Origin of the sequence: Deinococcus aerophilus, from assembly GCF_014647075.1 — a bacterium.
Classification (GTDB): domain Bacteria; phylum Deinococcota; class Deinococci; order Deinococcales; family Deinococcaceae; genus Deinococcus; species Deinococcus aerophilus.
Genome location: NZ_BMOM01000004.1, coordinates 163,619 through 190,341, shown reverse-complemented (window position 1 = coordinate 190,341; position 26,723 = coordinate 163,619). Strand labels below are relative to the sequence as shown.

General features: G+C 68.7%; 26 protein-coding genes. 10 read left to right on the top strand and 16 right to left on the bottom strand.

From position 1 onward, the window contains the following. Position 1 precedes the first annotated feature (1 nt). From IEY21_RS04380 to IEY21_RS04365, 4 genes are all read right to left on the bottom strand, one after another. Entirely contained in the window at positions 2-889 is an 888-nt protein-coding gene (locus tag IEY21_RS04380; RefSeq protein WP_188901743.1) for a branched-chain amino acid ABC transporter permease, read from the bottom strand. Positions 890-979: 90 nt separating this feature from the next. After that, a complete protein-coding gene (locus tag IEY21_RS04375) occupies positions 980-1,243 on the bottom strand; it encodes a hypothetical protein (RefSeq protein WP_188901741.1) in 264 nt (87 codons plus the stop codon). Positions 1,244-1,285: 42 nt separating this feature from the next. Next, positions 1,286-2,440 carry an ABC transporter substrate-binding protein gene (locus IEY21_RS04370; protein WP_188901739.1) on the bottom strand — a complete coding sequence of 385 codons (1,155 nt, stop codon included), beginning with the start codon at positions 2,438-2,440 and terminating at the stop codon, positions 1,286-1,288. A 66-nt stretch (positions 2,441-2,506) separates the two neighbouring features. Next, positions 2,507-3,160, bottom strand: a complete 654-nt coding sequence (locus tag IEY21_RS04365; RefSeq protein ID WP_229752872.1) for a GntR family transcriptional regulator — start codon at positions 3,158-3,160, stop codon at positions 2,507-2,509. 265 nt (positions 3,161-3,425) lie between these two features. Here IEY21_RS04365 and IEY21_RS04360 point away from each other — a divergent pair, with 265 nt between their 5' ends. After that, positions 3,426-5,243 (top strand): alpha-amylase family glycosyl hydrolase, encoded by a 1,818-nt coding sequence (locus tag IEY21_RS04360; protein WP_188901737.1) that lies wholly within the window; start codon positions 3,426-3,428, stop codon positions 5,241-5,243. Here the strand turns inward: IEY21_RS04360 and IEY21_RS04355 are convergent. Then, on the bottom strand, positions 5,240-5,752 hold the full coding sequence (locus tag IEY21_RS04355; RefSeq protein WP_188901735.1) for a P-loop NTPase family protein: 513 nt from the start codon (positions 5,750-5,752) through the stop codon (positions 5,240-5,242). The genes IEY21_RS04360 and IEY21_RS04355 overlap by 4 nt on opposite strands. A 99-nt stretch (positions 5,753-5,851) precedes the next feature. Between IEY21_RS04355 and IEY21_RS04350 the strand changes: the two genes are divergently transcribed. Further along, positions 5,852-6,229, top strand: a complete 378-nt coding sequence (locus IEY21_RS04350; protein WP_188901733.1) for an NADH-quinone oxidoreductase subunit 15 — start codon at positions 5,852-5,854, stop codon at positions 6,227-6,229. 64 nt (positions 6,230-6,293) lie between these two features. Here IEY21_RS04350 and IEY21_RS04345 read toward each other — a convergent pair whose 3' ends face one another. The 5 genes from IEY21_RS04345 to ligA form a co-directional block, all read right to left on the bottom strand. Beyond that, the gene (locus IEY21_RS04345; protein WP_188901731.1) at positions 6,294-6,731 is read right to left on the bottom strand and encodes a divergent PAP2 family protein; all 438 of its coding nucleotides are present in this window, start codon (positions 6,729-6,731) and stop codon (positions 6,294-6,296) included. Between the two features lie 4 nt (positions 6,732-6,735). Continuing rightward, the gene (locus IEY21_RS04340) at positions 6,736-7,638 is read right to left on the bottom strand and encodes a bifunctional 5,10-methylenetetrahydrofolate dehydrogenase/5,10-methenyltetrahydrofolate cyclohydrolase (protein ID WP_188901729.1); all 903 of its coding nucleotides are present in this window, start codon (positions 7,636-7,638) and stop codon (positions 6,736-6,738) included. Further along, positions 7,635-8,144: a transcription antitermination factor NusB gene (gene nusB / locus IEY21_RS04335; protein WP_188901728.1), complete on the bottom strand. Its 510-nt coding sequence runs from the start codon at positions 8,142-8,144 to the stop codon at positions 7,635-7,637. The genes IEY21_RS04340 and nusB overlap by 4 nt, the downstream gene beginning before the upstream one ends. Further along, a complete protein-coding gene (locus IEY21_RS04330) occupies positions 8,141-8,503 on the bottom strand; it encodes an Asp23/Gls24 family envelope stress response protein (RefSeq protein ID WP_188901726.1) in 363 nt (120 codons plus the stop codon). Before IEY21_RS04330 ends, nusB begins: the two co-directional genes overlap by 4 nt. Before the next feature lie 113 nt (positions 8,504-8,616). Next, positions 8,617-10,710: an NAD-dependent DNA ligase LigA gene (gene ligA / locus IEY21_RS04325; RefSeq protein ID WP_188901724.1), complete on the bottom strand. Its 2,094-nt coding sequence runs from the start codon at positions 10,708-10,710 to the stop codon at positions 8,617-8,619. A gap of 238 nt (positions 10,711-10,948) precedes the next feature. On the opposite strand from ligA, the gene IEY21_RS04320 reads away from it, so the two are divergent. Together IEY21_RS04320 and IEY21_RS04315 are read left to right on the top strand one after the other, a co-directional pair. Next, positions 10,949-12,046, top strand: a complete 1,098-nt coding sequence (locus IEY21_RS04320; protein WP_188901721.1) for a BMP family lipoprotein — start codon at positions 10,949-10,951, stop codon at positions 12,044-12,046. Between the two features lie 107 nt (positions 12,047-12,153). Then, entirely contained in the window at positions 12,154-12,591 is a 438-nt protein-coding gene (locus tag IEY21_RS04315) for a DoxX family protein (RefSeq protein ID WP_188901719.1), read from the top strand. Positions 12,592-12,619: 28 nt separating this feature from the next. On the opposite strand, the gene IEY21_RS04310 is transcribed toward IEY21_RS04315, so the two are convergent. Together IEY21_RS04310 and recN are read right to left on the bottom strand one after the other, a co-directional pair. Beyond that, positions 12,620-13,702, bottom strand: a complete 1,083-nt coding sequence (locus tag IEY21_RS04310; RefSeq protein WP_188901717.1) for a protease complex subunit PrcB family protein — start codon at positions 13,700-13,702, stop codon at positions 12,620-12,622. A gap of 94 nt (positions 13,703-13,796) precedes the next feature. Beyond that, the gene (gene recN / locus IEY21_RS04305) at positions 13,797-15,485 is read right to left on the bottom strand and encodes a DNA repair protein RecN (protein WP_188901715.1); all 1,689 of its coding nucleotides are present in this window, start codon (positions 15,483-15,485) and stop codon (positions 13,797-13,799) included. Between the two features lie 233 nt (positions 15,486-15,718). On the opposite strand from recN, the gene IEY21_RS04300 reads away from it, so the two are divergent. Both IEY21_RS04300 and pckA read left to right on the top strand, forming a co-directional pair. Next, a complete protein-coding gene (locus tag IEY21_RS04300) occupies positions 15,719-16,912 on the top strand; it encodes an alginate biosynthesis protein AlgP (RefSeq protein WP_188901713.1) in 1,194 nt (397 codons plus the stop codon). Between the two features lie 283 nt (positions 16,913-17,195). Continuing rightward, positions 17,196-18,788: a phosphoenolpyruvate carboxykinase (ATP) gene (gene pckA, locus IEY21_RS04295; protein ID WP_188901711.1), complete on the top strand. Its 1,593-nt coding sequence runs from the start codon at positions 17,196-17,198 to the stop codon at positions 18,786-18,788. 85 nt (positions 18,789-18,873) lie between these two features. On the opposite strand, the gene IEY21_RS04290 is transcribed toward pckA, so the two are convergent. Both IEY21_RS04290 and IEY21_RS04285 read right to left on the bottom strand, forming a co-directional pair. Continuing rightward, the gene (locus IEY21_RS04290) at positions 18,874-20,238 is read right to left on the bottom strand and encodes a phytoene desaturase family protein (RefSeq protein ID WP_188901709.1); all 1,365 of its coding nucleotides are present in this window, start codon (positions 20,236-20,238) and stop codon (positions 18,874-18,876) included. Next, positions 20,231-21,139 carry a UbiA family prenyltransferase gene (locus IEY21_RS04285; protein WP_188901707.1) on the bottom strand — a complete coding sequence of 303 codons (909 nt, stop codon included), beginning with the start codon at positions 21,137-21,139 and terminating at the stop codon, positions 20,231-20,233. Before IEY21_RS04285 ends, IEY21_RS04290 begins: the two co-directional genes overlap by 8 nt. A 132-nt stretch (positions 21,140-21,271) precedes the next feature. Between IEY21_RS04285 and IEY21_RS04280 the strand changes: the two genes are divergently transcribed. Together IEY21_RS04280 and IEY21_RS04275 are read left to right on the top strand one after the other, a co-directional pair. Next, positions 21,272-22,267 carry a MerR family transcriptional regulator gene (locus IEY21_RS04280; protein WP_188901705.1) on the top strand — a complete coding sequence of 332 codons (996 nt, stop codon included), beginning with the start codon at positions 21,272-21,274 and terminating at the stop codon, positions 22,265-22,267. Then, positions 22,264-23,148, top strand: coding sequence for a complex I NDUFA9 subunit family protein (locus IEY21_RS04275; protein ID WP_188901704.1), 885 nt, complete (start codon positions 22,264-22,266; stop codon positions 23,146-23,148). Before IEY21_RS04280 ends, IEY21_RS04275 begins: the two co-directional genes overlap by 4 nt. Before the next feature lie 42 nt (positions 23,149-23,190). Here IEY21_RS04275 and IEY21_RS04270 read toward each other — a convergent pair whose 3' ends face one another. Both IEY21_RS04270 and IEY21_RS04265 read right to left on the bottom strand, forming a co-directional pair. Beyond that, a complete protein-coding gene (locus tag IEY21_RS04270) occupies positions 23,191-23,727 on the bottom strand; it encodes a phosphoribosyltransferase family protein (protein WP_188901702.1) in 537 nt (178 codons plus the stop codon). 35 nt (positions 23,728-23,762) lie between these two features. Further along, positions 23,763-24,305: a phosphoribosyltransferase family protein gene (locus IEY21_RS04265; RefSeq protein WP_188901700.1), complete on the bottom strand. Its 543-nt coding sequence runs from the start codon at positions 24,303-24,305 to the stop codon at positions 23,763-23,765. Between the two features lie 328 nt (positions 24,306-24,633). Here IEY21_RS04265 and IEY21_RS04260 point away from each other — a divergent pair, with 328 nt between their 5' ends. Both IEY21_RS04260 and IEY21_RS04255 read left to right on the top strand, forming a co-directional pair. Further along, positions 24,634-25,095 (top strand): DUF4395 domain-containing protein, encoded by a 462-nt coding sequence (locus IEY21_RS04260; RefSeq protein ID WP_188901698.1) that lies wholly within the window; start codon positions 24,634-24,636, stop codon positions 25,093-25,095. A 51-nt stretch (positions 25,096-25,146) separates the two neighbouring features. Then, on the top strand, positions 25,147-26,721 hold the full coding sequence (locus tag IEY21_RS04255; RefSeq protein ID WP_188901696.1) for a nitrite/sulfite reductase: 1,575 nt from the start codon (positions 25,147-25,149) through the stop codon (positions 26,719-26,721). The last annotated feature ends 2 nt before the right edge of the window (positions 26,722-26,723 follow it).

Below are 26,723 nucleotides of genomic sequence, written 5' to 3'. Positions count from 1 at the left end.
CTCATACCCGCTTCACCGTCTTGCCGAACAGGCCTTCAGGCCTCAGGAGCAGCACGAGCAGGAAGGCGATCAGGCCGTAGGCGTCGCGGTAATTGTTGCTGACATAGAAGGCTCCCAGCGACTCGATCACGCCCAGCACCAGGCCGCCCACCACCGCGCCCGGCAGGTTGCCCAGGCCGCCCAGCACGGTCACGATGAAGGCCTTGGTGGTGTAGTTCTCGCCCACCGTGGGAAAGGTGTACAGCAGCGGCATCAGCAGCACGCCCGCGATGGCGGCGAAAGCCACGCCCAGCCCGAACACGATGGCCTGGATGCGGGTGGTCTTGACGCCCTGCAACTCGGCCCCCAGCGGATTCTGCGCGGTCGCGCGGATGGCGCGGCCCAGTTCGGTGCGGTACAGCAACAGGTTCAGTCCGGCGATGGCGACCACCGTGCCCAGCCCCGCGATCAGCAGCGGAATGCTGACCTGCACGCCCCCCATCTTGAAGGTATTGATGGCATACGGCACGTTGATGCTCTGCGGCTGCGCCCCGAAGCTGAGCAGCAGCGAGTTGCTGATGATCAGCCCCAGGCCCAGGGTGGCGAGCATGCTGCCCTCGCCCAGCCGGTCCCCCAGCCGCGACAGCACGAAGCGCTGAATGACATACCCCAGTCCGAAGCCCAGCGGCGCGGCCACGAGCAGGCTGAGGTAGGGATCGATGTTGAAGGTCTTGAACAGCGCCAGCGTGATGAACATGCCGATGGCGAGAAAATCCCCGTGAGCAAAGTTGATGACCCGCATCACCCCGAAGATCAGGCTCAGACCGGTGCCGATCAGGGCGTACAGCCCGCCGGTCAGCAGTCCCTGCACCAGGGTTTGAAAAAACGCCGTGACGGCGGTTGAGTCCATGTCATGCTCCTTGATGGGTGGGCGGCCGGGCCCGGGTTCTCCAGGGTGTTCGCCGGGCTCCGCACGCCGCCTCCCCGCTTGATTTCCTGTTTATTTCCTGGGAATGATGACTTTTCCGGTCGCCGCGCTTGCCGGACCTACCGTCACGAACCGCCCGTTCTGGACCTGGGGGGTCACGCCGACGACGCTGTTCTGGTTCTGGTCGCCCGCGTAGCTGCGGAAGGTGACGGGACCGAGGGCACTGTTCAGCTTGGTCGCGCTCAGGGCGGCGCGGACCTTCCCGGGATCGGCGCCGCCCCGCCCGATGAAAACCTCCAGGGAAAGGGGCACGGTGTGCGGGCCGCGCGCGGTCAAGTCCTGCCCCGCAGCCCGCGCACGGCTCCCGGTCTGCCAGCGTTACCGTTCGAACTTCAGCTTGCGCGGCACCACGCTCTTGGGGTACACCGGCACGAACGCGCCGCCCTGCACCTGCTGGGCCACCATTTCCAGCGGGTTCTGGTTCTGGAAGCCGTCATAGTCCTTGAACTGGATGGGTCCGAAGGCGGTCTGCATGGTGACCGTGCCCAGCGCGGCCTTGACCTTTTCACGGTCGGTGCCCCCGGCCTTCTTGATGGCCTCGGCGGCCACAAGCACGCCCGCATACGCCTGGGCCGCGTGGTAGCTGGGATCGGCCCCGCCCAGCGCCTTCTTGAGGTCCACATTCAACTTCTGGGTGCCGGCGTAGCGCAGCTGAGGAATCCAGGCGGTAGCGGTCACGACGTTCTCGGCGGCCGCGCCGCTGTCCTTCACGAAGTCGGGCAGCGCGAAGCCGGCCGCTCCGCCCGCAAACAGGCGCGGCTTGACGCCCACCTCACGGGCCTGACGCATCAGGGCCACGCTGTCCTCGGCATAGGACACCATCAGGATGCCGTCGGGGTTCTTGGCCTTGATGCGGTTGAGCACCGGACGGAAGTCGGTCAGGCCCTTGTCGTAGCGCTGGTCTTCCATCACGGTGATGCCGTATTCCTTGGCGATGCGGTTGGCGGCGTCGGCCACGCTCTTCTCAAAGGCCCCGGTGCCGGCGATGATCGCCATGCTCTTGAACTTGTTGTCGCGGAAGATGTCCAGGATCACCCGGGCGTAGGCGCTGGCGGGCTGGTTCAGGCGGAAGATGTACTCGTTGCCGGGCTTGGTGATGTCGTCGCCGCTGGACGTGATGACCAGATTGGGCACCTTCTGGCGGGCGAGGTACTGCGCCTGCGCCTTGACCAGGCTGGAAGAGTACTCGTTGAGCACCAGCGGCACGCCCGCGTTGACCAGACGCTCGGCGGCGGCCAGGCCCTTGTTCACGTCGCTGGCGTTGTCCTCGATCACCAGTTCGATCTTCTTGCCCAGCACGCCGCCGTTGCGGTTGATCTCGTCCACGCCGACCTTGAAGCCCGCGAGCTGCATCTTGCCGAACTCGGCGAAGCGGCCGGTGACCGAGGTGATCGCGCCGATCTTGATGGTGCTCTGGGCCTGGGCGGCGCCCGCCAGGGTCAGGGCCAGGGTAAACAGGGTGACTTTACGCATGTGAAGCTCCTTTTTTGAAGGCCGGAAGGGGTCCGGCAGATGGTGGGCACGCAGGTGAATATGGGTTCAGGCGTGATGTTGCCGGACGGTGTGCGCCACGCGGGTCAGGTGGCCGCGCATGGCCGCTTCGGCGGCGGGGCCGTCGCGCTGGCGCAGGGCGCGCTCGATGACGCGGTGTTCCTCGTGGCTTTGCTTGAGGTGCCACGGCGCGTTCACCAGCAGCGGGCCGGCCAGCCGCATCTCCCGGGCAAGCAGCGCGGCGTGGCGCGACAGGCGGGCGTTGCCACAGGTCTGGACCACGATCTCGTGAAAGCGGTGGTCGAGTTCCCGGAAACGGCGGGGATCGCCTACCGCCGCCGCTCCCTGGGCGTCCAGAACGCCGCGCAGCGCCGCCAGCTCGGCGCCCGACATGCGCTCGGCGGCCAGCCGGGCGGCCAGACCCTCCAGGGCGGCGCGCAGGTCGTACAGCTCCAGCAGGTCAGACACCTCCAGCCGGGCGACCTCCACACCCCGGCGGGTGTGTTCCACCGCCAGGCCCTCGCCCACCAGCAGCAACACCGCCTCGCGCACCGGCGAGCGGCTCACCTGAAAACGGCGGGCCAGCTCAGGAACGCTCAGGCGCGAGCCCGGCTCCAGTTCGCCGGACAGAATGGCGGAGCGCAACTGATCCCGGACAACGTCCACGACCCGGGTGCTGGCAATCGGTTGCAACAGAGACAAGCCTCCTTTCAGTCGCCAGGCCAGCGCCGCGGTCGGCTGCAAGATGAAGAATTTTTGAACACGGAAAGTGTTACATGTAGAAGGCAGGATTACAAGCGTATTCCCAACTGCCCGTGGCCGCAGCCGGGCCCTTGACCTCCCGCAACTGGCCCTCCACACTGGGGGCCGACAAACCACAGGCAACGCTTGCCCTTCCGGCACGACCTCCCCGCATCCCCGTATGCGCAGGAGGCCGTGCCGGAAGGGCTTTTGGAGGACCCAGGAAATGACGATCATGACTTTGGAAGCGCAGCACGACCACTCCCCTGCCTACACCGCGCGGCTGGGAGCGGCAAGGGGCGAGACGGTGCGGGTGCGGATGCGGACCACCCTGCCGGTGACGGCGGTGACGCTGAGGTTCGTGCGGGTGGGCGAGATCGAGACGGCCCCGGCGCACGAGGTGACGGAGCTGAGCGGCGAGGGCCGCTGGTTCGAGGCCGAGTTGCCAGTCCACGACGCGCGGGTGCGCTACGCGTGGCAGCTGGACCTCGCGGACGACCACCTGAACCTCACAGCCCTGGGCCTGCACCACACCCGGCGCGGCTTTCGCAACTGGTTTCAGTACCTTGCCGGCTACAAGGCGCCCGAGTGGGCCTGGAAGTGCGTGTTCTACCAGATCTTTCCCGACCGTTTCCGCAATGGAGATCCCAGCAACGACGTCCAGACCGGCGAATACAACTACGCGGGCCGCGAGGTCGAGCACGTGCCGTGGGATCATCCGGTGGACGCCTGGGGCGACATTCACGGCCATTACGGCGGCGACCTGAACGGCATCACGGCGGCGCTGCCCTACCTGACCGACCTGGGCGTGGGAGCGCTGTGGCTGACCCCCATCTTCGTCTCGCCCAGCAACCACCGCTACGACATCACCGATTACCGCCACGTGGACCCCCACCTGGGCGGCGACGCGGCCTGGGACGAGCTGGCGGGCGCGGCACACGCTGCAGGGGTCAAGATCGTGCTGGACGGCGTGTTCAACCACCTGGGCAACGAGAATGCGCTTTTTAAAGCCGCGCTGGAGCGCGAGGACGCCCCCGAGCGCGCCCTGTTCACGTGGCGCGACGAGGCGGGCAAGCCTCCGTACCACTCGTTTTTCGACGTGCCGACGTTGCCCAAGATCGACTACCGCAACGAGTACGCCGTGCAGGAATTCCTGAGCGGCGAGGAAAGCGTGGTGCGCCACTGGCTGCGCCGGGGGGCGGCGGGCTGGCGGCTGGACGTCGCCCACATGATCGGCGCAGGCGGCACCGATGAGGACAACCTGCCGCTGCACCGCACCCTGAAGCGGGCGGCGCGTGAGGAGCGCGCTGACGCCTACGTGTTCGGCGAACGCTTCTTCGATCCCGAACACGCGCTGGACGGCCAGGGCGAGGACGCGAGCATGAATTACCACGGCTTCGGCCTGCCGGTGATGCAGTGGCTCGCGGGAGCCACCTATTACGGGGAGCCCAGCCGCCTGGACGGCACCGAGCTGGCCGACATGCTGTGGGACGCCTATCACGCCCTGCCGCCCCAGGTGGCCCTGAGCATGTTCAACCTGCTCGAATCCCACGACATCGGGCGGGCGCTGTTCCGGATCGGAAACGACCGGACCCGGTTTCTGGCCGCCTACACGCTGCTGATGGGCTACGCCGGCGTGCCCTGCACCTACTACGGCTCCGAGGTGGGCGTCACGCAAAGCCGCCCCGGCAACATGCCGTGGTGCCGCGAACCGATGCCGTGGGATGAGGAGCGGTGGGACACCGAGCTGCGCGGCAAGGTCCGGTCCCTGATTCACCTGCGCCGCGACACCCATGTGCTGCAGGAGGGAACCCTGAGGTTCCTGCACGCCGAGGCGGACGCCGTGGCTTTTCTGCGCGAGTACACCCACCCGGACGGGCGCCCTGAGCGGGCCGCCGTGCTGGCCAGCCGGCGGACGCAGCCCCATCCCGTCTCTCTGACGCTGCCGGCAGGCCCGTGGCGCGACGCGCTGAGCGGCGAGGAGTATCCGGGCGGGGCCATCACGCTGGACGCGGCAGGCGGGCGGATTGTGCTGCAGGGCTAAAGGTTCTGGAGCCAGCGCCGGGTTTCACACGCCGAGCGCAGCCGGATCACGGTCAGGTGCGGGAACCCGGTGGTCAGCTCCGGCGTTTCCCGCCGCCGGTGCCAGTGGGTCCGGAAAAACCAGCGCAGCGGGGCGTCGGCCTCGAAGGCTCCGCGCAGCGTCTCGCGGTTGCCGTTCCACAGTTCCTGCCGTCCTACAACGCGCCGCGCGGTCCGGGTGAGCAACCGCCAGAACACCAGCTGCCCCGGATAATCCAGCCACACCAGCGTGTCGGCCCGTGCCCAGCCGATGTCACGCGCCTTGCGGTAGTTGCCGTCCATCACCCACGCTGGCCCCGAGGTAAAGGCGTCCACCGCCGCCCGGAAGTCCGCCTCCGGCGCGGGCTGCCAGCCGGGACCGTGGTTCCAGGCATCCTGCTCTCCATGCGGCAGGCGCAGCCGCCCGGCGATGTTCCGCGCCAGGGTGGTCTTGCCGCTGCCGGTGGTTCCGATGACGATGATTCTTTGCATGACTGTCCAGTATCCTCAGGCTTCCCCCGGTCCGCATCCGCCAAATTGCGGAGTGCCAGAGTCACCGGGCGGTGGGGGGCTGCGCTATGCTGAGCCCACATGGCACATGCACCCGATTCGGCGCTGTACACGCAGTGGATAGAGTTGCTCGGCTGGCTGGAGGCCGAGGCCGCCTCGCGCGGGCTGACCTTCGAGAAGGTGGCCGACTTTCCGGACTACATCTACCGCATGGAGCGGCCCTACGACCTGCCGACCACGGTGATGAGCGTGGCCGTGGGCGTGGCGGGCCAGCCGCTGCTCGTGGCGGCGGTCAGCCCCCGGCATGTGGACCTCAAGAACGTCAGCATGCGCCTGATGGGCGGCAGCAAGCACTGGCACCTGCACGCCGGAACTGCAGGCCTGCTGGAGGGCAAGCGTCCGTTCACGCGTGACCGGCTCTCGGTCCTACTCGACGGTGCGCTGCGCGGCGTGGCCTGACCGGGCCGGACGCGGACAGCGCTGACCTCTACGGTCTCCGCTGTCCGCGTCCGTATTTGCGGCTTCAGATCACCCGGAAGGCCAGGAATCCCGCTCCGATGCCCACCAGAATGCCCATCAGGACTTCCAGATAGGTGTGGCCCAGCAGCACCCGCACCGGCAGGGGCGCAAACCCCGCACGCACCACGTCGCGCAGCTCCTGAACCAGCTCATTGAGCAGCGCACCCTGTTGCCCGCTCGCATGGCGCACGCCGGTCGCGTCGTACATCACGATCAGGGCAAACACCGCACTGATGGCAAAAGAAGGACTGCCCATGCCCTCGCTCAGGGCCACACCGGTGGTCAGGGCCGCGACCATCGCGCTGTGGCTGCTGGGCATGCCACCCGTTTCCATGAAGGCGGCGGGGCGCCAGCGCCGTTCAATGAGCAGGATCAGAAACACCTTGATGAGCTGCGCGCTGGTGGACGCCAGAATGGCCGTCCACAGCCAGCGGTTGCTCATCAGCTCAGCGAACGAATTCACCACGGTCCCCGGATGACGTGCCGCTCTGAAGGTGACCGGCGGCCTGCAATTCGGCGGCATGAACGGTGTTCGCCAGCAACTGCGCCACCGTCAGCGGCCCGACGCCCCCGGGCACAGGCGTCAGCGCCCCGGCGACCCCGGCCACGTCCGGATGCACGTCGCCTACCAGATGCCCCTTGCCCTGCGCGTCCACCACCCGGTTGATGCCCACGTCAATAACGGTGGCGCCGGGCTTGACCATGTCCGGCGTGATCAGGCCCGGCTGACCCACGGCCACCACCAGCAGGTCGGCTGCGCGCGTCACACTCCCCAGGTCCCGGGTGCGGCTGTGCGCGACGGTCACGGTGGCGTCCGCCTCCAGCAGCAGCGCGGCGAGCGGTCGGCCCACCAGAGAGCTGCGGCCCACAATCACAGCCCGCGTACCACTGAGGGGAATGGCGTGGTGGCGCAACAGAAACAGGATGCCGGCGGGCGTACATGGCGTCAGCGACGGGCGGCCCGCCCACAGTTCGCCGACGTTCAGCGGATGAAAGCCGTCCACATCCTTACGCGGATCAATGGCATGCAGCACGGCCGCCTCGGCAATGTGGGCAGGCAACGGCAGCTGCACCAGCAAGCCGTTCACGTCGTCGTCGGTATTCAGGGCGGCGATCAGGGCGAGCAGTTCGGCCTGTGACGCGGTTTCCGGCAACACGTGAACGGTGCTGCGCAGCCCCACCTCCCCGGCCTTGCGCGCCTTGCCGCGCACGTAACTCACGCTGGCCGGATCCTCCCCCACCCGCACGATGGCCAGATGGGGCACGGCCGGCAGCCGGCCTGCGCGCTGGGCGGCGTCCCGCAGCAGCGCCTCGGCAGTGGGCGGGCCGGCCAGGACCCGCGCGCTCACCCGTCAGACTCCGGCGGTTCGGTCTCCGGCTGCGGCGCGGCGGGGGCCGTCTGCAGCGTGCGGGACACGCCCGCCAGCACCCCGTTCACAAAGCGGCCCGAGTCGTCTCCCCCGAACTTGCGGGCAATACGCACGGCGCTCTCGATCACCGGGGGATGCGGCTCGGCGGTGTACTTCATCTCGTAGGCGGCCAGGCGCAGGATGTTCAGGTCGGTCTGCGCCATCTGCTCAAAGCTCCAGCCGCGGATGGTCCGCTGCAGCAGACCGTCGATGTCGGCCCGCTGCGCCTGCAGACCGTCCACCAGTTCGCGGGCGAAGGTCAGGGCTTCTTCCTTGAGGCGGGGGAAGGTGTCGTCGCCGTCGCGCATGCTGCCCTCGGCGCGGTTGAACACGGCGTCCAGCGGCAGATCGCCGCGGTCGGCCTCGAACAGCGTCCGGAACGCGAATTCACGTGCGGCGCGGCGGGTTCCCACCGGCTGGGCCGCCTTCTCACGGCGGCGGGTCAAGAGTGCCCCTTGGGCAGGCACACGCCCTGCACCGTCACGTTCACGGCCCGGACCTTCAGGCCGGTCATCAGTTCGATGTTCTCGCTCACGGCGCGCTGGACCTGCTGAGAGACCCCCACCAGATTCTGACCGTAGTCCACATTCAGGCCCACGTCCACGTTGACGGTGCCGCCCTCACGGGTCACGCGCAGGGCGCGGGATTTGCGCGTGCCGCTCTGGTTGCGCAGCACCTCGCCCATGTTCAGCGGGGCGCCCGCGACCTCGGTACCCTCGATGCCCGCGACGGTGGTGTCGGCGATGTCCATCAGGACGCTCTTGCTGATCTCGACCTCGGATTGATTTGCAGGGTTGCTTGCCATAATTTGGAACGTGCCTCCACGCGCGGCAGACTCAAAACGCCGCGCCAATGACCGACAGTTTATAGGTTGTGGCGTGCAGGTTGTGGACGCGGGGGCAAAATGCCCGGCAGCCGTTATTCGTCGCCGGCGCCGGGCGGCTCCTGGGTCTCCTGAGTGCCGGGCACCTGCCGCCCGCGCAGCAGGGCCGCCAGCCCCGCCTCATCCAGCACCTCGACGCCGAGTTCCTGGGCGCGGGCCAGCTTGCTGCCGGCCTCGGCCCCGGCAATCAGGTAGGAGGTCTTGCCGGTCACGCTGCCGGTCACGCGGCCCCCGGCGGCCTCCAGCTGCGCCTTGATCTCGTCGCGCGGGCGGGTCAGGGTACCGGTGATCACGAAGTTCAGGCCACGGAGCTGCTCGCCCCGGCGCACTTCTTCCTGCTGCGGGTTCACGCCCGCCGCCCGGAGTTTGTCCAGCAGACGCACGTAATGCTCTTCCTTGAGGGCCATGGCCACGCTGGCCCCGATCACCTTGCCCAGGCCCGGCACCGCCTCGATCTCCTCGGGAGTGGCGGCCATCAGGGCGTCCAGGGTTCCGAACGCATTCGCCAGCGCCTGTGCATTGCGCTCGCCCACGTGGTCCAGCCCCAGCGCATTGATCAGCCGCCACAGCGGACGGGTCTTGCTCGCCTCCAGCTCGGCCAGGATGTTCTGCGCCTTCTTCTCGCCGCCGCGCTCCAGCCCGGCCAGCGTCTCGGCCGAGAGCGCGTACAGGTCGGCGGGATCGTGGATCAGGCCCAGGGTCAGAAGCTGCGCGATCAACTTCTCGCCCACGCCCTGAATGTCCATCGCGCCGCGCGACACGAAGTACTGCACCAGCCTGAAGGTCTGCGCTGGGCACACCGGATTGACGCAGTAGGTGTTGGCGTCCTCGGGATCACGCACCACCGCGTGGCCACATTCGGGACAGTGGTCAGGAAAGACGAAGGGAGAAGCGTCGGCGGGCCGCTTTTCTGTAACCACCCGCATGATCTGCGGAATCACACCGCCGGATTTGCGGACAACCACCGTATCGCCAAGGTGCAGGTCCAGATCGCGCACAAAATCCTGATTGTGAAGCGTCGCCTTGCTGACGGTACTGCCCTCAATCAGGCGCGGCGAGAGGTGGGCCAGCGGGGTGAGCTTGCCGGTGCGCCCCACATTGACCGTGATGCTTTCCAGCACGGTCTCGACCTCTTCCACTGAGAATTTGTAGGCCACCGCCCAGCGCGGAGCGCGGCTGGTAAAACCCGCCTCCTCCTGCAACCGCAGCGGATCGAGCTTGAACACGGTGCCGTCAGCGTCGAACTCGAAGTCCTGCCGCCGGGCGGTCATGCGGGCGTGGTAGTCGGCGGCCGCCCCGATGCCCTGCAGCGTTTCGCTGTAGGCGCTCACCGGAAAGCCCTGGGCGCTGAGCCAAGCCAGGACCTCTTCCTGAGTGCGGGCGGGCACGCCGTCGCGTTTGCCCAGCGCGTAGAAGATGGCTTTGAGATTGCGGGTGCGCGTGACTTCCGGGTCCTTCTGGCGCAGGGCCCCCGCCGCGCCGTTGCGGGGATTCTTGAGCAGCGGCGTGCCCAGTTCTTCGGCCTGCGCGTTGTAGGCCGCAAAGTCGGCGCGGCCCATGTACACCTCGCCGCGCACCTCCAGTTCTCCCGTCAGGCCCGGCAGGGCCCTGGGAATGCCCGGCACCGTCGCCACCTGCGCGGTCACGATCTCGCCCGTCGTACCGTTGCCGCGCGTGGCGGCCCACTGCAATTCGCCGTCACGGTAATACAGGTTGACGCTCAGGCCGTCGATCTTCAGCTCGCCCGTGAAGGTCAGGGCGTCGTGCTCGGGCGGCAGGTTCAGGGCGCGGGCCAGCCGTTCACGCCACTCACCCAGCTCGGCATCGTCGAACACGTTGTCCAGGCTGGTCATGGGCGTGGGATGGTTCACCTGCTGAAAGGCCGCGCTGGGCGCTCCCCCCACCGCCTGCGCGGGACTGGCCTGTGCGCCCGCCGCCTGCGCCGCCCGCGCGGCCCAGTCCGGATGCTCGGCCTCCAGGGCACGCAGGCGGCGCACCAGGGCGTCGTACTCGCTGTCGGGGATGGTGGGCGAATCCTGCTCGTGGTACGCGCGGTTGTGGCGGCCGATCTCGGCACTCAGGGTGAGGTAGCGTTCAAATTCATGGGGGTCGAACTCGGCCTGATCCATGCGCTCAGCGTAGCACCCCGGCTCTGTTTGCCTGGGGACGGAATGGTTCACCTACGGAACGTGTACCAGAGGCGAGTACAAGACTAAAGGCAGCCTCAATATGGCTCACACCCGAACACGGCACCGCCCCCCCAGGAAGGTGAGCTGCGTGGGATGGGCAGCCTCCCGCTTTTCGTATACTCTGTCTAAGCAACCACAACGCCCCAGACCGGGCGAGTTTCAGACCGGAGGATTCACCATGAAAAAGATTCTGACCCTGGCCCTTGCCGTGACCACTTCCCTCGCCGCCGCGCAGACCATGCGCGTGGGCGTGGCCTACGATGCGGGCGGCAAGTTCGACAAGAGCTTCAACCAGAGCGCCTACGAAGGCAGCCTGCGTGCGTCCAAGAACCTGGGCGTGCAGCTCAAGGACTTCGAACCCAGCGACCCCAGCCAGGTGATCCAGGGCGTGCGCTCGTTCGCCAACGAGGGCTTCGACCTGACCATCGGCGTGGGCTTTGCCAACAACGCCAGCATCAGCCAGGTGGCCAAGGAAAACCCCGACCTGTACTTCGGCCTGGTCGATGACGTGTCCCCCGAGAAGAACGTGGCCAGCCTGACCTTCTCCGAGCAGGAGGGCAGCTACCTGGTGGGCTACCTCGCGGGCCTGAACAGCTCGACCGGCGTGGTGGGCTTTGTCGGCGGCATGGACATCCCCCTGATTCACAAGTTTGAGGCGGGCTACACGGCGGGCGTCAAGGCCGCCAACCCCAAGGCACGCGTCATCGCGCAGTACGTGGGCACCACCCCCGACGCCTGGAACAACCCCGGCAAGGCCAAGGAAATCGCCGGCAGCATGCGCGCCAAGGGAGCGGACATCATCTTCGCTGCCGCCGGCGGTTCGGGCAACGGCGTGATCGATTACATCAAGCAGACCCAGTGCCTCAAGGCCGGCAGCCTGCCCAGCGGCGTGAAATTTAACAGCGATAACTTCAAGAGCGTCAAGAAGAGCGACGCCTACACCAAGGCCTGCTCGGGCAACACCCGCCCGATGTTCTTCATCGGCGTGGACAGCAACCAGAACTACCTGGGCGATTTCGACAAGAACCCCGCCACCATGAACCATGGCCTGACCAGCATGCTCAAGCGCGTGGACAACGCCGTGTACACGCTGATCAAGGACGTCAAGGAAGACAAGTTCACCGGCGGCCCGCGCGTCTTCGGCCTGAAGGACGGCGGCGTGGGTTACGCGGTCGACGCCTACAACAAGGCCCTGATCAGCAGCAGCCAGGTCGCCAAGGTCGAGGGCGTCAAGGCCCAGATCATCAGCGGCAAGATCAAGGTGCCCAGCAAGTAAGGTTCCGTCACGACAGTTGTGCAAAGGCGGCCCCATGGGGCCGCCTTTTCTGCTTTTCAACTTTTCTTTTCAACGGGCCGCCTGTCTTGCGATTACACTGGCAGCACATGAAGCTGCACCCCGACGCAGCCCTGGCCCTGGTCCGCATAACGGTGGGGCTGATCTTTGCGTGGCACGGCTTCGAGAGGATTTTCGAGGTGGGATTGGGCCGCCTGACGGCAGACGCGCAGGCCGCAGGCGTGCCGTTGCCGCTGCTGACGGTGCCTCTGGCGGCGGTGCTGGAACTGGTGGGCGGTCCGCTGCTCGCCCTGGGCCTGGGAGCCCGGGGGCTGGCGGGCACGCTTGCCGCCATGACCCTGCTGCTCGGTGTGCCCCCGCTGCTGATGGGCAGATGGCCCGAACCCGCTGCCCTGCAGGTCATGGCCCTGCTGGTGGTGGGCAGCGTGGCGGTGGTGCTGGGCGGTCCGGGCCGCCCAGCCCTGCGCGACCGCAGCCGCCCTGTCTTGCCCGCCTCAGCGCTGCGCAGACGGCGCCCCCAGGGCTGATGGCCCAGGGAGGCTGTTCCGGACAGTCCTAGCGGACCGAGCCGCCGCCCGAAGGCAGGGGCTGACCCTGCGAATCCACCACCGTCACCGTGCGGTAGGTGCCTTCCACCCGCACGATGGTCCACGGGCTGGTCAGGGCCTGGGTGGTGATCGCTCCGGGAGCCGGCGCCCGCAGCTGCGCGGTCAGGACCAGGGTGTCGCCCGAGGCGCGGGCCCCGACGATGCTCACGCCGTAGCCGCCGGTGGAGCGCTGTCCCAGGAACACGCCGACGAGCGTGCCTCCGTTCGGGTCTGGAGCGGCCGGGGCCCCGGTCTGGCGGGCGTAGGCGGTGGCGTACAGCGCCCGGGCGGCGGCCGGGGTAGTGGCCAGCTGCACCGTGGCCTCGCCGGCTCCCGACTGTGTTCCGCTGGCGAGTTCGCTGAAGCTCACGGTGCCTCCTGAGGGCGGAGCGGTCGGGGCCGGAGGCCGCAGGCTGCCCGGGACCGTGGCGACGTTGGGCAGGATGTACAGGGCGGTGCGGCGGTACTCGCTGGGCGCCGGCTCCACGGCCAGCGGCGCGTCGGCGGCGGGCGGGGTCGCCAGCACGCCCACGGCCAGCGCGCCCTGGCCGAGCAGGGCCTTGCTCAGCACCCCAGCTTCCGCGTCGGTCAGCTGCCCCACTCCTTGCAAGCCGTTGACCGCCACGCCGCGCACCGGTCCCGCCAAGCCGCTGAGCTTGCTCCAGCCGGTGCCATCAGTGAAGTACACGGCGCTCAGGGCGGGTGTACCGGGAGCGGTGATCTCGAAGGTCCCGTCCGCCCGGCGAACCACATTGAGGGGAGGACTCAGCGGCGAGGTGGGAATGCGGTAGGTGGCCTTGCCGTTCACGCTGAGCGTGCCGGGCACCGCGACCGGGTCCTCGACCTGGGCCCGCAGATCGGCCGTCACGTCACCGAGCTTGAGGCTGCCCGCTGCGCCGCCGCTCAGGGTGCCGTACACCCACACGATGCGTTCCTGCGCGCCGCCATACAGCAGCGCCTCGTGAACTTTCAGGTTGCCGGGACCGGTCATGGTGCAGGCACTCAGCAGGCCCACGCTGAGCAGCAGACCGGGCAGGAGGGTTTTCTTCATGCTGTCAGCTTAGGCAGCCGGGCTGACGGCCGACTGAAGGCCGCCTTGTGCAAATGCACATCTGGCCTCCACAGCCGGAGGCCGGTGTAGGCGCTCAGGGGATGTCGTCGGCGGCCGTCAGCAGTTCCTGGGCGTGACCCAGCGCGGCTTCAGAGGCGTGACCGCTGAGCATGCGGGCAATCTCCTCCAGGCGTTCCCCCGGCGATAGCTCGCGCACCCGGCTGACGGTGCGGCCCTCCTCCACGGCCTTTTCCACCTTGAAGTGGTGGTCGGCCCGCGCCGCGATCTGGGCGAGGTGGGTGACCACAAAGACCTGCCGGGACCGGGCCAGACGCTGCAGCTGCTCGGCCACCGCCAGCGCCGCGCCGCCGCCGATGCCGGCGTCCACCTCATCAAAGACCACGGCGGGGGTCTCGGCGCCCAGCACGGTGCTGATCGCCAGCATCACGCGCGACAGCTCGCCGCCCGAGGCGACCTCCGAGAGCGGCGCAAGGTCCTCGCCGGGATTGGCGGTAAACAGCAGCGTCACATCGCTGGTGCCGAACAGGGCCGCCTCGGGAAGCGGATGCAGCCGGAAGTCCAGCCGGGCGTGCGGCATGCCCAGCTCGCGGATCACCCCGATGAGTTCGGCGGCCAGCGGGGCGGCGCGGCGGGCGCGGGCGGCGTCCAGCGCATCCCCTGCGCGGCGCACAGCGTCGTGCAGGGCGGCGACCTCGGCGTCGAGGGTACCTGCATCCTGCTCATCACGGTTCAGGTCGGCCAGCTCCCGCTCCACCTGGGCCTGGAATTCCAGCACGTCCTCCAGCGCCGGGCCGTACTTGGTCCGCAGTTTGCCCAGCGCTCCCAGGCGGCCCTCCACCCGGGCGAGTTCCTCGGGATCGGGCGCGCCGTCCTCGGCCACCGCGCGCAGCTCTCCGGCCACCGCCTGCAGGCTTTCCAGGGCCTCACGCAACTCGCGTTGCAGCTGGGCGCTCGTCTCGTCGTGGCGGGCGCTGGCGTTCAGGGTGCGCACCGCCTCGGCCAGAAAGCCCGCCGCATTCTCCTCGCCGTCCGAGAGCAGCGTCAGCGCCCCGGCCGCCGCCTGAGCGATGGTTTCCAGGTTGGCCAGGCGGTCGAGCTCGGCGCGCAGCGGCTCCTCCTCGCCGGGCTGCGGAGCAACCTCGGCGATCTCGCGGGCCTGAAAATCCAGCAGATCCAGCTGCCGGGCGCGTTCGCGTTCGCCCGCCCGCAGGCGCTCCAGGCGGGCACGGGCCTCCTGCCACGCGCGGTAGGCCCCCGCGTAGGCCTCGGCCTCGGCGGGCGCCTGCCGGTCAAGCAGTCCGCGCTGGTTGGCCGGGCTGAGCAGGGTCACGGCGCTGTGCTGCCAGTGAATGGTCAGGCGCCTCTGCGCCCACTCCTGCAACTCGCGCACGCTGACCACCTCGCCGTCCAGCCGGGCCACACCGCGCCCCCCCGCCGACAGCCGCCGGCTGCTGCTTGCCTCCTCCCCCTCCGCGCCCGTCCAGAAGCCGGTCACCAGCAGGTCGCTCTCGCCGGTGCGGATCAGGTCGTGGTTGGCGCGCGCGCCCAGCAGCAGCCCCAGCGCGTCCACGATGATGCTCTTGCCCGCACCGGTCTCGCCAGTAAAGACGCTCAGGCCCCCAGCAAAGTCCAGGGCCAGTTCGCGGATGGTGGCGAGGTTACGCACCTCCAGCCGAGCGAGGGCCGCGGCGGGGAGGCCGGGCGGCGCGACAGGTACGGTAGTGGCGGTTGCGGCGCGGGGAGCGCGGGCCTTGCGGGTCACGCTGCGCAGTGTAGGGTCTGGACAGGCCTGCGGTCTGGGAGTTGATTCTTGATTCACGCGCCGCCGCCCCCACCGAACGGTCGGCCTTCAGAAAGGTGCGGTCATTTTCTCACCGATCATGAATCCTCCGTTACATTTCCCCCACATTGCCCCGAGCAAAGCCCGCCACAATGACCGTACTGTCCGTTGCCTGCCCAACCACGAGGACGCGGCGGACGCAAAAAGGAGTCCACATGAACCATGAATCTACCGGCGGCGTCAGCAAGCGCAGCCTGCTGTTCCTCGGAGGGCTGGCCGCGCTGGCCCTGAACAAGGATGTCCGCCGCTCGCTGGTCGGGGGCACGCGCCACGCCCTGCACGACGCCCAGGTCACGCTGGACGAGACCGTCAAGCCCGCGCTGACCGACGCCGCCATCCACGCCCAGGGAGCGGCGCTGCACCTGACCCACGAGGCCCAGGTGCTTGCCCAGGAGGCCGCCAAGCGCGGAGCCGCCACCCTGGAAACCCTGCGGGACGAGGGAGCCCCGCGCGCCCAGGCCCTGCTCGGCACCGCCCGCGAAACGGCCGCCACGCTGGCCGCCGCCGCCCAGGAACGGGCCGCTGACCTGGCCGCGACCGCGCAGGACCGGGCCGCCGTGCTCAGTGACCACGCTCAGGACCTCTCCCACGAAAGCGGCAAACAGGCTGCCGTTGCCCTGATCGCCGCACGCAAGAGCGCCGGACACGCCCTGGCCGACGTGCACGAACACGGCCTGGACTGGCTGGGCAGCCTTCAGGAACGGGTGCAGGAGGTGATCGGTGAGACCGGCGACACGCTGGAGCAGCGCCGCCGCCGCGCCGAGCGCTCGCTGAGCCACGCCCGCCGTCAGGCCGAGCGGGAACTGCGCTCGGCACACAGCAACTGGCAGCCGGCCAAGCTGGAAAAGGCAGTCGAGAAGCGCGTTGCCCCCCTGCAAAAGCAGCTGGGCCGCGAGCTGAAGGTGCTGGAAAAACAGGCCCGACTGGCCCGCCGCAGCGACCGGGGCAGCGGTGCGGGCGGCCCGCTGGTGGCGCTGGCCCTGCTGGGCACCGGCGCCGTGGTACTTGCCCGGGTGCCCGCCGCGCGCCGGGGCATCCTCTCGGCGGTGGAATCGGTTAGCCCTGAGGCGGCCCAGAGCCTGCACAGCTTCAGCCGCAGCGCCCGCAACCTGATCGGCTCGGCGTGGCTTGAGGACATCGAGGAACCCAAGGCCACCCCAGCACCCGGCGCCGCGAAGTCCACGCAGGCGGGTACCAGCGGCGCGAACTGGGGCGCCTCGGTGGCTCCCGATTCACCGGCTGCCGCCCGCACCCAGGCCGAGGAACATCCCGGCAAGGACGGTCCCAAGACCTCCAACACGCCGGACAAGAAGGACCAGGATCAGGAGCCGAAGCACAAGACCAACTGATTTCCACCGGACCCTCCCGCTCACCGGGGGGAGGACAGCGCGAACGCCAGGCACAGACCTCAGGGTCGAGCACCTGGCGTTTGCCGTAGCGGTCCGCCGCGCGCCGCGTCTGTGCTGGCCGGACACATCCGGCTGTTGTCTCCCCCCATGTAACACCCCAAAGCTTGGTCTGGAACCGTTTCACAGGCGACAATTGGGGCGTCCGTCCGCACACTAAGTCATCTGCGCCGAGCCATCTGCGCCGCGCAGTTTCTGACCACACGAGCCACCCAAGGAGTCTCCCATGAGCCTGACCGCAAACGGCCTGCTGGCCGATCTGGGCATTACCGACGCAAGGATTCACCTCAACCCCGGCGTGGATGAGCTGTACCGTCACGCCATCCGCCTGGGCGAGGGCGTTCAGGCCGCCACCGGGCCGCTGACGGTCCGCACCGACAAGACGGGGCGCAGCCCGAAAGACCGCTTCATCGTCGAGGATGACCTGACCCGCGACACGGTGTGGTGGGAGGGCTTCAATCATCCCACCACGCCGGCGGTCTTTGACGGCCTGCGCGAGAAGATGATCCGGCATGCCCAGCACAGCGAGCTGTTTGTGCAGCAGGTGTTCGCCGGCACCGACCCCGAGCAGCGCATCGCCGTGCGCATGGTCACCGAGATGGCCTACCACTCGCTGTTCGTGCGCAACATGTTCGTGCGGCCCACGCCCGAGGAACTGCAGGACTTCCAGGCCGGATGGACCGTGCTGAACCTGCCCAGCTTCAAGGCCGACCCGGCGGTGGACGGGGTGCGCAGTGAGACCTTCATTCTGGTGAACTTCACCGAGAAGATGATTCTGGTGGGCGGCACGCAGTACGCCGGCGAGAACAAGAAGGGCATCTTCGGTGTGCTGAACTTCCTGCTGCCCGGTCGCGGCGTCATGCCGATGCACTGCTCGGCCAACGTGGGCGAGGGCGGCGACGTGGCGCTGTTCTTCGGTCTCAGCGGCACCGGCAAGACCACCCTCAGTGCCGACCCCAGCCGCAAACTCATCGGGGACGATGAACACGGCTGGACCGACACTGGCATCTTCAACTTCGAGGGTGGGTGCTACGCCAAGGTGATCAACCTCAACCCCGAAGCCGAGCCGGCCATCTACCGCACCACCCGAACCTACGGCACGGTGCTGGAAAACGTGGTGCTCGGTGAGGACGGCACGCCCGACCTGAACGATGGCAGTCTCACCGAGAACACCCGCAGCGCCTATCCGATCACCCAGATCGACAACATCCAGCCGGGCAGCGTCGCGGGCCACCCGAAAAACGTGGTGTTCCTGACCGCCGACGCCTTCGGGGTGCTGCCGCCCCTGAGCCGCCTGACGCCCGAGCAGACCATGTACCAGTTCATTAGCGGCTTTACCGCCAAGATCCCCGGCACCGAGCAGGGCGTGACCGAACCCAGCCCGACCTTCAGCGCGTGCTTCGGCGCGCCGTTCATGCCCCGTCATCCCGGCGAGTATGCGCGGCTGCTCGCGCAGAAGGTACAGGACAGCGGCGCGGCCGTGTGGCTGGTGAACACCGGCTGGACCGGTGGCATGTACGGCCAGGGCAAACGCATGAGCATCGCCCATACCCGCGCCCTGATCAACGCGGCCCTGAACGGCGCGCTGGACGACGTGCCCTTCGAGCGCGAGCCATTTTTTAATCTGGAAATTCCGACCACGGTGCCCGGCGTGCCCGACGAGGTGCTCAATCCACGCGCGGCCTGGGCCGACCAGCAGGCCTACGACGAGACTGCCCGCAAGCTGGCGCGCATGTTCCGCGACAACTTCAGGCGCTTCGAGGCCGGTGTGGACCCGGCGGTGACGGCCTGCATGCCCGACCCCGACCAGCAGGGCTGAGCGCCGACGGCCAGAATTCAAGCAGCCCCGCCCCACGGCGGGGTTTTTTCTGTGGTTCGCCCCCCGCATCCCACCCCCACGCCGCTCAGACGCCGTGTTCGCGCAGCAGCCGGTCCACGATCATCGTGCCGCCCAGGATGGCGGGCAGACCGCCGCCGGGATGCACGCCGGTGCCCACCTGCCACAGCCCCGGCGCGACGCGGTACGGCTGGGGGTGCAGTGGCCCGCCGCGCCAGAACGGCGGCGCCGCACCGTAGATGGCCCCGCCGGGATGGCCTCCCACCGCGTAATGCGCTGGGGAGAGGGCCAGAACCTCCTGGGCAGAGTCCAGCAGGCCCGGCACGCCCAGCACCCGCTCGACCCGCCGCACCTGCCCGCGCACCCAGGGATGCCCCGGCCCCAGCGGCAGGCCGGTGGCCGGCACAGTGAGCAGAACCGCCAGTTGCGGTCCATCGGCGTGAACGAGCGCCAGGGTATCGGGCGGCAGTGCCCCGGCCTGCACGGCCGCGCGAAAAACCCGGTAGTCCCGCGGGGGCAGCACGCTGGTGGCCGGCAGCGGGGCAGGGGCGGGCAGCGCCGCGTACAGCGCGAGCCCGGCGACCGTGCGCCTTCGCAGCGGCGAGCGGGGACGCAGGCCACGCAACTGCGCCAGCCGGTGGGGGTCCACGGCGCTGACGAGCAGGTCGTGCCGGACCTCCTCGCCGCCGCTCAGCGTCAGGTGAGAACCGTTGACGCCGGTCACCTCCTTGCCTTCGAGCAGCTGGGCGCCGCGGACCCGCGCAAATCTCCGCAGTGCCTCCAGCAACGCGCCCATGCCTCCAGCTGGCCGAAAGACGTTTTGCCCCACCAGCGCCGGAATCAGCGCGTACAGGGCGGGCGCGTCCTGCGGGGACAGCCCTGCGTTCAGGGCATAGGTGCCCAGCGCATGGGCCAGGGCGGGCGGCAGGTGCCGGGCCGCCAGCCAGCGCGCGGCTGTCGGGTGCGGCCCGGTCACCCCCAGGAGCGCCCGGCTGGCCCGCCGAAAATCCGGGTCCCGCAGGCGCGGCGGGGTGGTCAGCAGGATCTGCAGGTGCGGCAAAAGGGGCGCGGCGCGCTCATGGTACGCCGTCCAGGCCGCAGCCAGCGGGTGGCCCGGGGGCACGGGCAACGGTACCGGCCCGAAAGGGGTGTGGTGCAGTCCCAGGCCGCCGGGCAGCGGGCACAGCGCCAGCGGATCAGGCTCGTTCAGGCGGTCCAGATACGCATGCCAGACCTCCGGAAAGGTAAACAGGCTCGGCCCGGTGTCGAAGGGCAGCCCCCCCACCGTGACCCGCCGCAGCTTGCCCCCCGCCCGGTCCCGCTCATAGACGGTCACGCGGTGCCCGCGCCCGGCGAGCAGCGCCGCAAGGGCCAGTCCCGCCACGCCACCGCCCAGGACGCCGACGTTCAGCGCCCTTCTCGGTTCAGACACCGGTCCACAGACCGCGCGCAAGCAGGTACACCAGCCCGACCCCCGCCACGGCACCGACCACCCACGGTGTGACGATGCTCAGGGGATACAGCCGGGCCGCGCGTTGTGGAGTGGGCACGAAGAACAGCGCGAGCGCCATACCCCCGCAGCTCAGCCACAGGGCGGCGGCTGTGGCCTGCGACACTGGCCACAACAGCGCCCCGGCCAGCCCGAACCATGCCAGGGCGTAGGCCGCCGTGCCGCGCACGCCCAGGGTGGTGGCGACCGTACGGGTCCCCGCCGCCCGGTCGGCGGGAATGTCCTGCGCCGCGTCAAAGGCGTGCTTGCCCACCGAGTAGGCCATCAGCGCCAGCAGGGGGGCCCACGGCACCGCCGTACCCAGCGCCAGCGCGGGCAGCGCCAGCGGCAGGGCGTAGGCCACGTTGCTCAGGCCGTCGAGAACCGGCCGGCCCTTGAGGCGCAGCGGCGGCAGGCTATAGGCCGCAAACAGGGCCGCCGCCGTCAGGAGCAGCGCGGTGGCGGCGGGCGGCAACAGCAGCGCCAATGCGGCCAGAACCGGCAGGTTCAGCAGCAGGGTTGCGCGCAGCAGGGGGCCTGCCTCGGCCACCGTCAGGCGGGCTCCCTGCCAGCCACCCTTGCGGCTCGACCGGGCGTCCTCCTCCCGGTCACTCAGGTCATTCAGGCCATAGATCAGCAGGTTAAACGGCAGGGTCAGGTACAGCAGCAGCGCCAGCACCCCGGCGTCCAGGGTGTACAGCCGGCCGGTCAGCCACACCCCGGTCACCAGCGTGCCCACGGTATTGATCCACAGCGCGGGCCGCGACACCACCAGCAGCCGGCGCAGCGGCAACAGGGGCAGGGCCGGGGATAGGGACTTGGCGGGGGTGCGGAGGGCGCGCATGAACAGCGCCCATTGTAGGAGGCTCCCGGGGGGGCCGGATGACCCCTCATGCGGCGTGCGGGGTGCGGCCTGCGTCTGCGTCGGCACGAAGCCTTACGTTCATCACGGTCCTCATCGTTCACAATGAGGACAATGAAACAGGCCGCAGATTGGGCGCAGACCGCCATGTTCACCGCCTCGGAAGTCGAGGTACGAACCGGCGTCCCTGCCTCCACCCTGCGTCAGTGGGAGCGGCGTTACGGCTTTCCGAGGCCCATCCGCAACGACAGCGGCTACCGCCTGTACTCGCCCGAGGACGTGCGCGACATCGGGCTGATGAAAGAACACCTGCGGCGTGGAGTCAGTGCCAGCCGCGCCGCAGAGCTGACCCTGGGCGGCGTGCCGGTGGGAGCAGAGGCCCCGCCGTCGTCTTCCCTGGTCCGCCAAACTGAACCGGACCTCCCGGTCCAGCCGGACGATCTGGCCGAACGCCTGACCGCTGCACTGGTCGCTGCCGATACGGCGCGGGCCAGCGCCGTCCTGGCCGAGGCCCACGCGCACCTGCCCATCGAGGACGTGCTGATGCGCGTGATGTCGCCGGCCCTGGTCGAGATCGGGACCATGTGGGCGCGCGGCAAGATCACGGTGGCGCACGAACACGGCGCCAGCGCCTTTTTGCGTGCGCGGCTGTCGGCGCTGATGGACATCGCGGGCGTTCAGGAAGGCCTGGGGCCGCTGGTGGTGGCCGCCTGTGCGCCCGGCGAGCAGCATGAACTGGGCCTGATGATGCTGACCCTGGCCCTGCGCCGCCGGGGTGTGCGGGTAGCTTACCTGGGCGCCGACCTGCCGGTGGCCGCCATGATCGCCTTCGCCCGCGAACAGGGCGCGCAGGGGCTGCTGCTGTCGGTCAACGGCGAGTGGGCGCTCGACGCCCTGGAGCCCGCCCGCCCGCAGCTGCGTGCTCTGGGCCTCCCGGTATTCCTGGGGGGAGCGCTGCTCAACGCCCGCCCCGAACTCGCCGCCGAACTGGGCGGTGTGTACGCCGGACCCGACGCCCCGCACGCCGCGGCGATCATCGCCGGGACGCTGGACCGTCCACGTCCAGGCAACGCGCACCCTCAAAAGACCCAGATGGAGGAACAGCCATGAACATCCTCGTGACCGGAGGCAGCGGATTTGTCGGGCAGGAAATCGTCAGGGAACTCGTCTCACGCGGCCATGCGGTGTGGGCGGGCAGCCGGGAGGGGGCGGCCGTCGCCGGAGCGCGGGGTGTGCCACTGGATGTGACCGACCCCGGCAGCGTCCTGCGGGCGGTGGCACACAGCAACCCCGACGCCGTGATTCACCTGGTCGGCATCATCGCCGAGAAGGGGAACCAGACCTTCGAGGCGGTTCACGTGCAGGGCACGCGGCATGTGCTCGCCGCCGTGCCGCGTGGAGCGCGTTATGTCCACATGAGCGCCCTGGGCGCCGACCCCGAGAGCGGCAGCGGCTACAGCGCCAGCAAGGCCCGCGCCGAGGCGCTGGTCCGGACCAGCGGCCTGCCCTACATCATCTTCCGGCCCAGCTTGATCTTTGGGATCGGGGACGACTTTTTTGGGCGGGTGCTGCGCGAACTCGTCAGGACCGCGCCCATCGTGCCGCAGATCGGCGACGGATCCTTTCCCTTCCGGCCCGTCAGCGTTCAGGATGTGGCCCGGGCCTTTGCCACCGCCGCCGAGTCCGGGACCGGCGTGGGCGAGACCTACGCCCTGACCGGTCCAGAGGAGTACACCTTCCGCGAACTGCTGCAGCAGGAACTCAGCGCGATCGGCAAGAAAAAACCCATCGTGCCGGTGCCGCTCGCCCTGATGAACCTGGCCGTGCCGCTGATGAATCTGCTGCCCAGTCCGCCCATCACGCGCGACCAGTACGCCATGCTCAAGGAGGGCAACACGGCCCCCAACGAACCGGCCCGCACGGTTTTTGACCTACCGATGCTGCGCCTGCCCGACCAGCTGCCAGCCATTGTGGCAAACGCCACGGAATAGCCCGGTCCGCGCCGCCGGCTCAGCGCAGGGGAACTGCCCGCTTCAGATGGTGGCGGGCAGTTTTTCCAGGTACTTGAAGGGCAGGGACAGCGCTCCCTCACCCTGCCGGAAGGCCGCCAGATAACCCACCACCGTGCCGCCGGCCCGCTCGGCGATGCGCCCCAGGGTCTGGGCGGTTCCGCCGCTGGAAATCACGTCCTGCACGATGGCGACCTTCTTGCCCTTCAGGCGGGCGGCGTGGGGACTGTCCAGCCAGAACGTCTCGGCCACGCCCAGGGTCATGCTCGGGGCGTCCTGAATCAGCGGGTCGGTCATGTACGGACGGCGCTTCTTGCGCACGCATTCGTAGGGCAGGCCGCTGCGGTCGCTGAGTTCGTGGGTCAGCGGCAGGGCGTTGGTCACCACCGTGAGCAGCACCTCGGTGCCCTCGGGAATCATGACGAGCATCTCCTGGGCCACGGCATTGGTAAACTCGCTGTCACCGATGAATTCCACCAGCGGCACGCGGCCCATGCTGCCGACGCGGGCGCTGGGCAGGGTGCGCTCTACCCCACCGATGCGGACGGTCACTTCATTCATGAGACCCACCCTATCCCGGACCGTCGGCCCAGCAGTCATTCCGACTCCGAGGAGAACAGCGGCAGGTGTCCCAGGGCCGTGACCTCGGGGCGCTCCTGGCCCTCGGTGAACACGGCCAGGATGGCGGCCACTTCCCCGTCCACTCCCTCGATGATCTGGCGCAGCGAGTGCAGTGTGCCGCCGCTGGACACCACATCGTCCACAATGGCGACCTTGCGGCCGCGCACCTTGGGCACGTCGAAGCCGTCGAGCACGAGAAGCTGCGGAATGCCGGTGGTGATGCTGACCACCTCGCGCGCCACCGGATCGACCATGTAGGGCTTCTGGGTCTTGCGGATCACGATGTACGGCTTGCCGCATTCACGGCTGATCACGTGCGCCAGCGACAGCGCCTTGACCTCGGGCGTGACCAGCACGTCGATATCTGCGGGAAGCAGGCGGGCCAGCGCCTTGCCCGCCGCCTCGGTCACCTCGGTATCTCCCAGCATGTTGAACAGGGCCACGCTGACCCCTGGCGCGACCTCGACGATGGGAAGGTCGCGGCTCACGTCCCCGACTTGTACGGTGTGCGTCTTCACGGGCCAAAGTGTAATACGGACCGCCCGCGTGGGCAGCCCGGTCCACGCTCCGGCGGCGACCCTGCCTGCCGGGAACTCTTCAACATCTTCCAGAACACTTCCCGCCTGCTTGCTTCCTCTGGAATTCGTTCAAACCCCGTTTCAGGCGGTGGACCCAGGGGCACACTGCGTTATTGAAGGCACTGAGTTATGAAAAGCACTCCGCACGGCCCCCACCGCCCATGACCCCGGATGGGTCACCGCCCTCCATGCCCTCCCCGGCAAACGTCTAGCCGAATGGGAGAAGTTGACTTGTTTTGTCATCAATAAGGGTTTACCTTTCTGATCAATGATTGCCTCCTCCCCTACCCGTCCGGCCACTCCACCGGCCCGCACTGACCTCAGTGCCCTGAAATTCAACCAGTACACCGTGATCGCGGTGACGCTGCTGGCCGTGGTGGCTGGCCTTCCGGCCCTGACCGTGGTGCTGGGGGCCGCCATGCTGCTGGGCGCGCTGCGGCCTGACCTCTCGCCGCTGCGGGCGGCCTACCGGGCGCTGGGACCGAAAGTGGGTCTACACCCCGAGGTCGTGGATGAAGATCCCCGCGCCCACCACTTCGCGCAGGGCGTGGGCGGCAGCTTTCTGCTCGCCTCCGGCCTGAGCGTGCTGGCCGGGCTGAATGTCCTGGGGCTGCTGCTTGGTCTGGCCGTGATCGCTCTGGCGGGCCTGAACCTCAGCCAGCGCATCTGCGTGGGCTGCCTGATGTATTTCCAGTACCGCCGCCTGCGCTACGCCGTGCTGAGCCGCTGAGTCGGCTCTCAGCCCCCCTTCCCATCCTTCCCATCCCCGAGGTCTTCTGCCATGTCGGACATTGAAACGCTGAAGAAAGAACTGCCACCCTTCCAGATTTTTGATCTGATTCCGCAGTACGCCGCCGCCGGACAGATCGACCCCAAGAAGATTGACCTGCTGAAGTGGGCCGGGGTCTACCCGCAGCGCCCGGCCGAGGACGGCTTCCTGATGATGCGTGTCAAGGTGCCGACCGCCGAGCTGGGCAGCGAGGCCCTGCGGGTGGTGGCCGGCATTGCCGAGGACTTCGGGCGCGGGCTGCTGGACGTGACCGACCGGCAGGCCTTCCAGTTCCACTGGCTGCGCATTGGGGACATTCCCGAGATCCTCGACCGTTTGGAGCCGGTGGGGCTGCATACCCGCGGTTCGTGCGGCGATACCGTGCGCGCCGTGATCGCCTCGCCGCTGGCCGGGCTTGACGCCCGCGAACGCATTGACGTCCGTCCGATTGCCACGGCGATGGAAGGCACCCTGAGCGGCAACAAGGACTTCGAGGACCTGCCCCGCAAGTTCAAGATCAGCCTGACCGGCACGCCCGAACTGGAAGGCATCCACCTGATCAACGACATCGGCTTTCTGGCCCACGAGGTGGACGGCGAGATCGGTTTTGATGTGTGGGTCGGTGGCGGGCTGGGCGCTGTGGCGCATCTGGCGCGGCGGCTGGGCGTGTTCATCCGGCCCGACGAGGTGGTGGAGGTGGGCCGCGCGATTGCCGGGGCCTACCGTGACCACGGCTACCGCGTGAACCGCAAGAAGAGCCGCCTGAAGTACCTGATCAAGGACCTGGGTCCGGAGAAGTTCCGCGAACTCGTGGAAACCGCGTATCTGGGCCGCAAGCTGCGCGACGGGCCGCCCGCCCCGGTGGCCCGTTTCGGCGGCAGCGACGTACTGGGCGTGAACCCGCAGCACGACGGCCTGAACTACGTGGTCCTGACGACCACGGTAGGACGCATTGACCCGGCGAAGGCGCGGGCGCTGGCAGACCTGGCCGAACGGTACGGCAAGGGGGTCGTGCGCACCACCGCCTTCCAGAACATGATGATTCCGCATGTGCGGACCGAGGACGTGGACGCGCTGGTGGCCGAGCTGCAGTTGCTGGACCTCGCGCCCCGCGCCACGCTGCGCGGCACCACCATCGCGTGCACCGGCACGCAGTTTTGCCGCCTGGCCCAGACCGAGACCAAGGCGCGTGTGGCGGGCATGATCGATGAGCTCGAACCCCTGCACAGCGATCTGGACGTGCCGTTCGTGATCAACCTGACCGGATGCTCCAACGCCTGCACGCGCTATCAGGTGGCCGACCTGGGCTTCATGGGAGCGCTGCGCCAGAACAAGGAGGGCGGTGAGGAGGAGGTCTACAACGTCCACCTTGCGGGCAGCATCGGGCAGGCACAGCGCACCGGCAGCAAACTCAGGGGCATTGTGCCGGCCAGCCGCCTGACCGAGTACACCGACCGCGTGCTGAGCGACTTCAAGGCGCACAAGGCCGCGGGCGAGAGCTTCGTGGAGTACGCCGACCGTATGGGCAACGAGCGCTTCCTGCCCGATGCGGTCCTGAGCAAGGAACCGGAGCTGGTACCCGCGTGACC

Coding starts and splice junctions, on each gene's coding strand:
- IEY21_RS04380 (WP_188901743.1), bottom strand. CDS start 889: ATGGACTCAACCGCCGTCACGGCGTTTTTTCAAACCCTGGTGCAGGGA.
- IEY21_RS04370 (WP_188901739.1), bottom strand. CDS start 2,440: ATGCGTAAAGTCACCCTGTTTACCCTGGCCCTGACCCTGGCGGGCGCC.
- IEY21_RS04360 (WP_188901737.1), top strand. CDS start 3,426: ATGACGATCATGACTTTGGAAGCGCAGCACGACCACTCCCCTGCCTAC.
- IEY21_RS04355 (WP_188901735.1), bottom strand. CDS start 5,752: ATGCAAAGAATCATCGTCATCGGAACCACCGGCAGCGGCAAGACCACC.
- IEY21_RS04350 (WP_188901733.1), top strand. CDS start 5,852: ATGGCACATGCACCCGATTCGGCGCTGTACACGCAGTGGATAGAGTTG.
- IEY21_RS04345 (WP_188901731.1), bottom strand. CDS start 6,731: ATGAGCAACCGCTGGCTGTGGACGGCCATTCTGGCGTCCACCAGCGCG.
- IEY21_RS04330 (WP_188901726.1), bottom strand. CDS start 8,503: ATGGCAAGCAACCCTGCAAATCAATCCGAGGTCGAGATCAGCAAGAGC.
- ligA (WP_188901724.1), bottom strand. CDS start 10,710: ATGGATCAGGCCGAGTTCGACCCCCATGAATTTGAACGCTACCTCACC.
- IEY21_RS04320 (WP_188901721.1), top strand. CDS start 10,949: ATGAAAAAGATTCTGACCCTGGCCCTTGCCGTGACCACTTCCCTCGCC.
- IEY21_RS04315 (WP_188901719.1), top strand. CDS start 12,154: ATGAAGCTGCACCCCGACGCAGCCCTGGCCCTGGTCCGCATAACGGTG.
- IEY21_RS04310 (WP_188901717.1), bottom strand. CDS start 13,702: ATGAAGAAAACCCTCCTGCCCGGTCTGCTGCTCAGCGTGGGCCTGCTG.
- IEY21_RS04300 (WP_188901713.1), top strand. CDS start 15,719: ATGAACCATGAATCTACCGGCGGCGTCAGCAAGCGCAGCCTGCTGTTC.
- pckA (WP_188901711.1), top strand. CDS start 17,196: ATGAGCCTGACCGCAAACGGCCTGCTGGCCGATCTGGGCATTACCGAC.
- IEY21_RS04285 (WP_188901707.1), bottom strand. CDS start 21,139: ATGCGCGCCCTCCGCACCCCCGCCAAGTCCCTATCCCCGGCCCTGCCC.
- IEY21_RS04280 (WP_188901705.1), top strand. CDS start 21,272: ATGAAACAGGCCGCAGATTGGGCGCAGACCGCCATGTTCACCGCCTCG.
- IEY21_RS04275 (WP_188901704.1), top strand. CDS start 22,264: ATGAACATCCTCGTGACCGGAGGCAGCGGATTTGTCGGGCAGGAAATC.
- IEY21_RS04270 (WP_188901702.1), bottom strand. CDS start 23,727: ATGAATGAAGTGACCGTCCGCATCGGTGGGGTAGAGCGCACCCTGCCC.
- IEY21_RS04260 (WP_188901698.1), top strand. CDS start 24,634: ATGATTGCCTCCTCCCCTACCCGTCCGGCCACTCCACCGGCCCGCACT.
- IEY21_RS04255 (WP_188901696.1), top strand. CDS start 25,147: ATGTCGGACATTGAAACGCTGAAGAAAGAACTGCCACCCTTCCAGATT.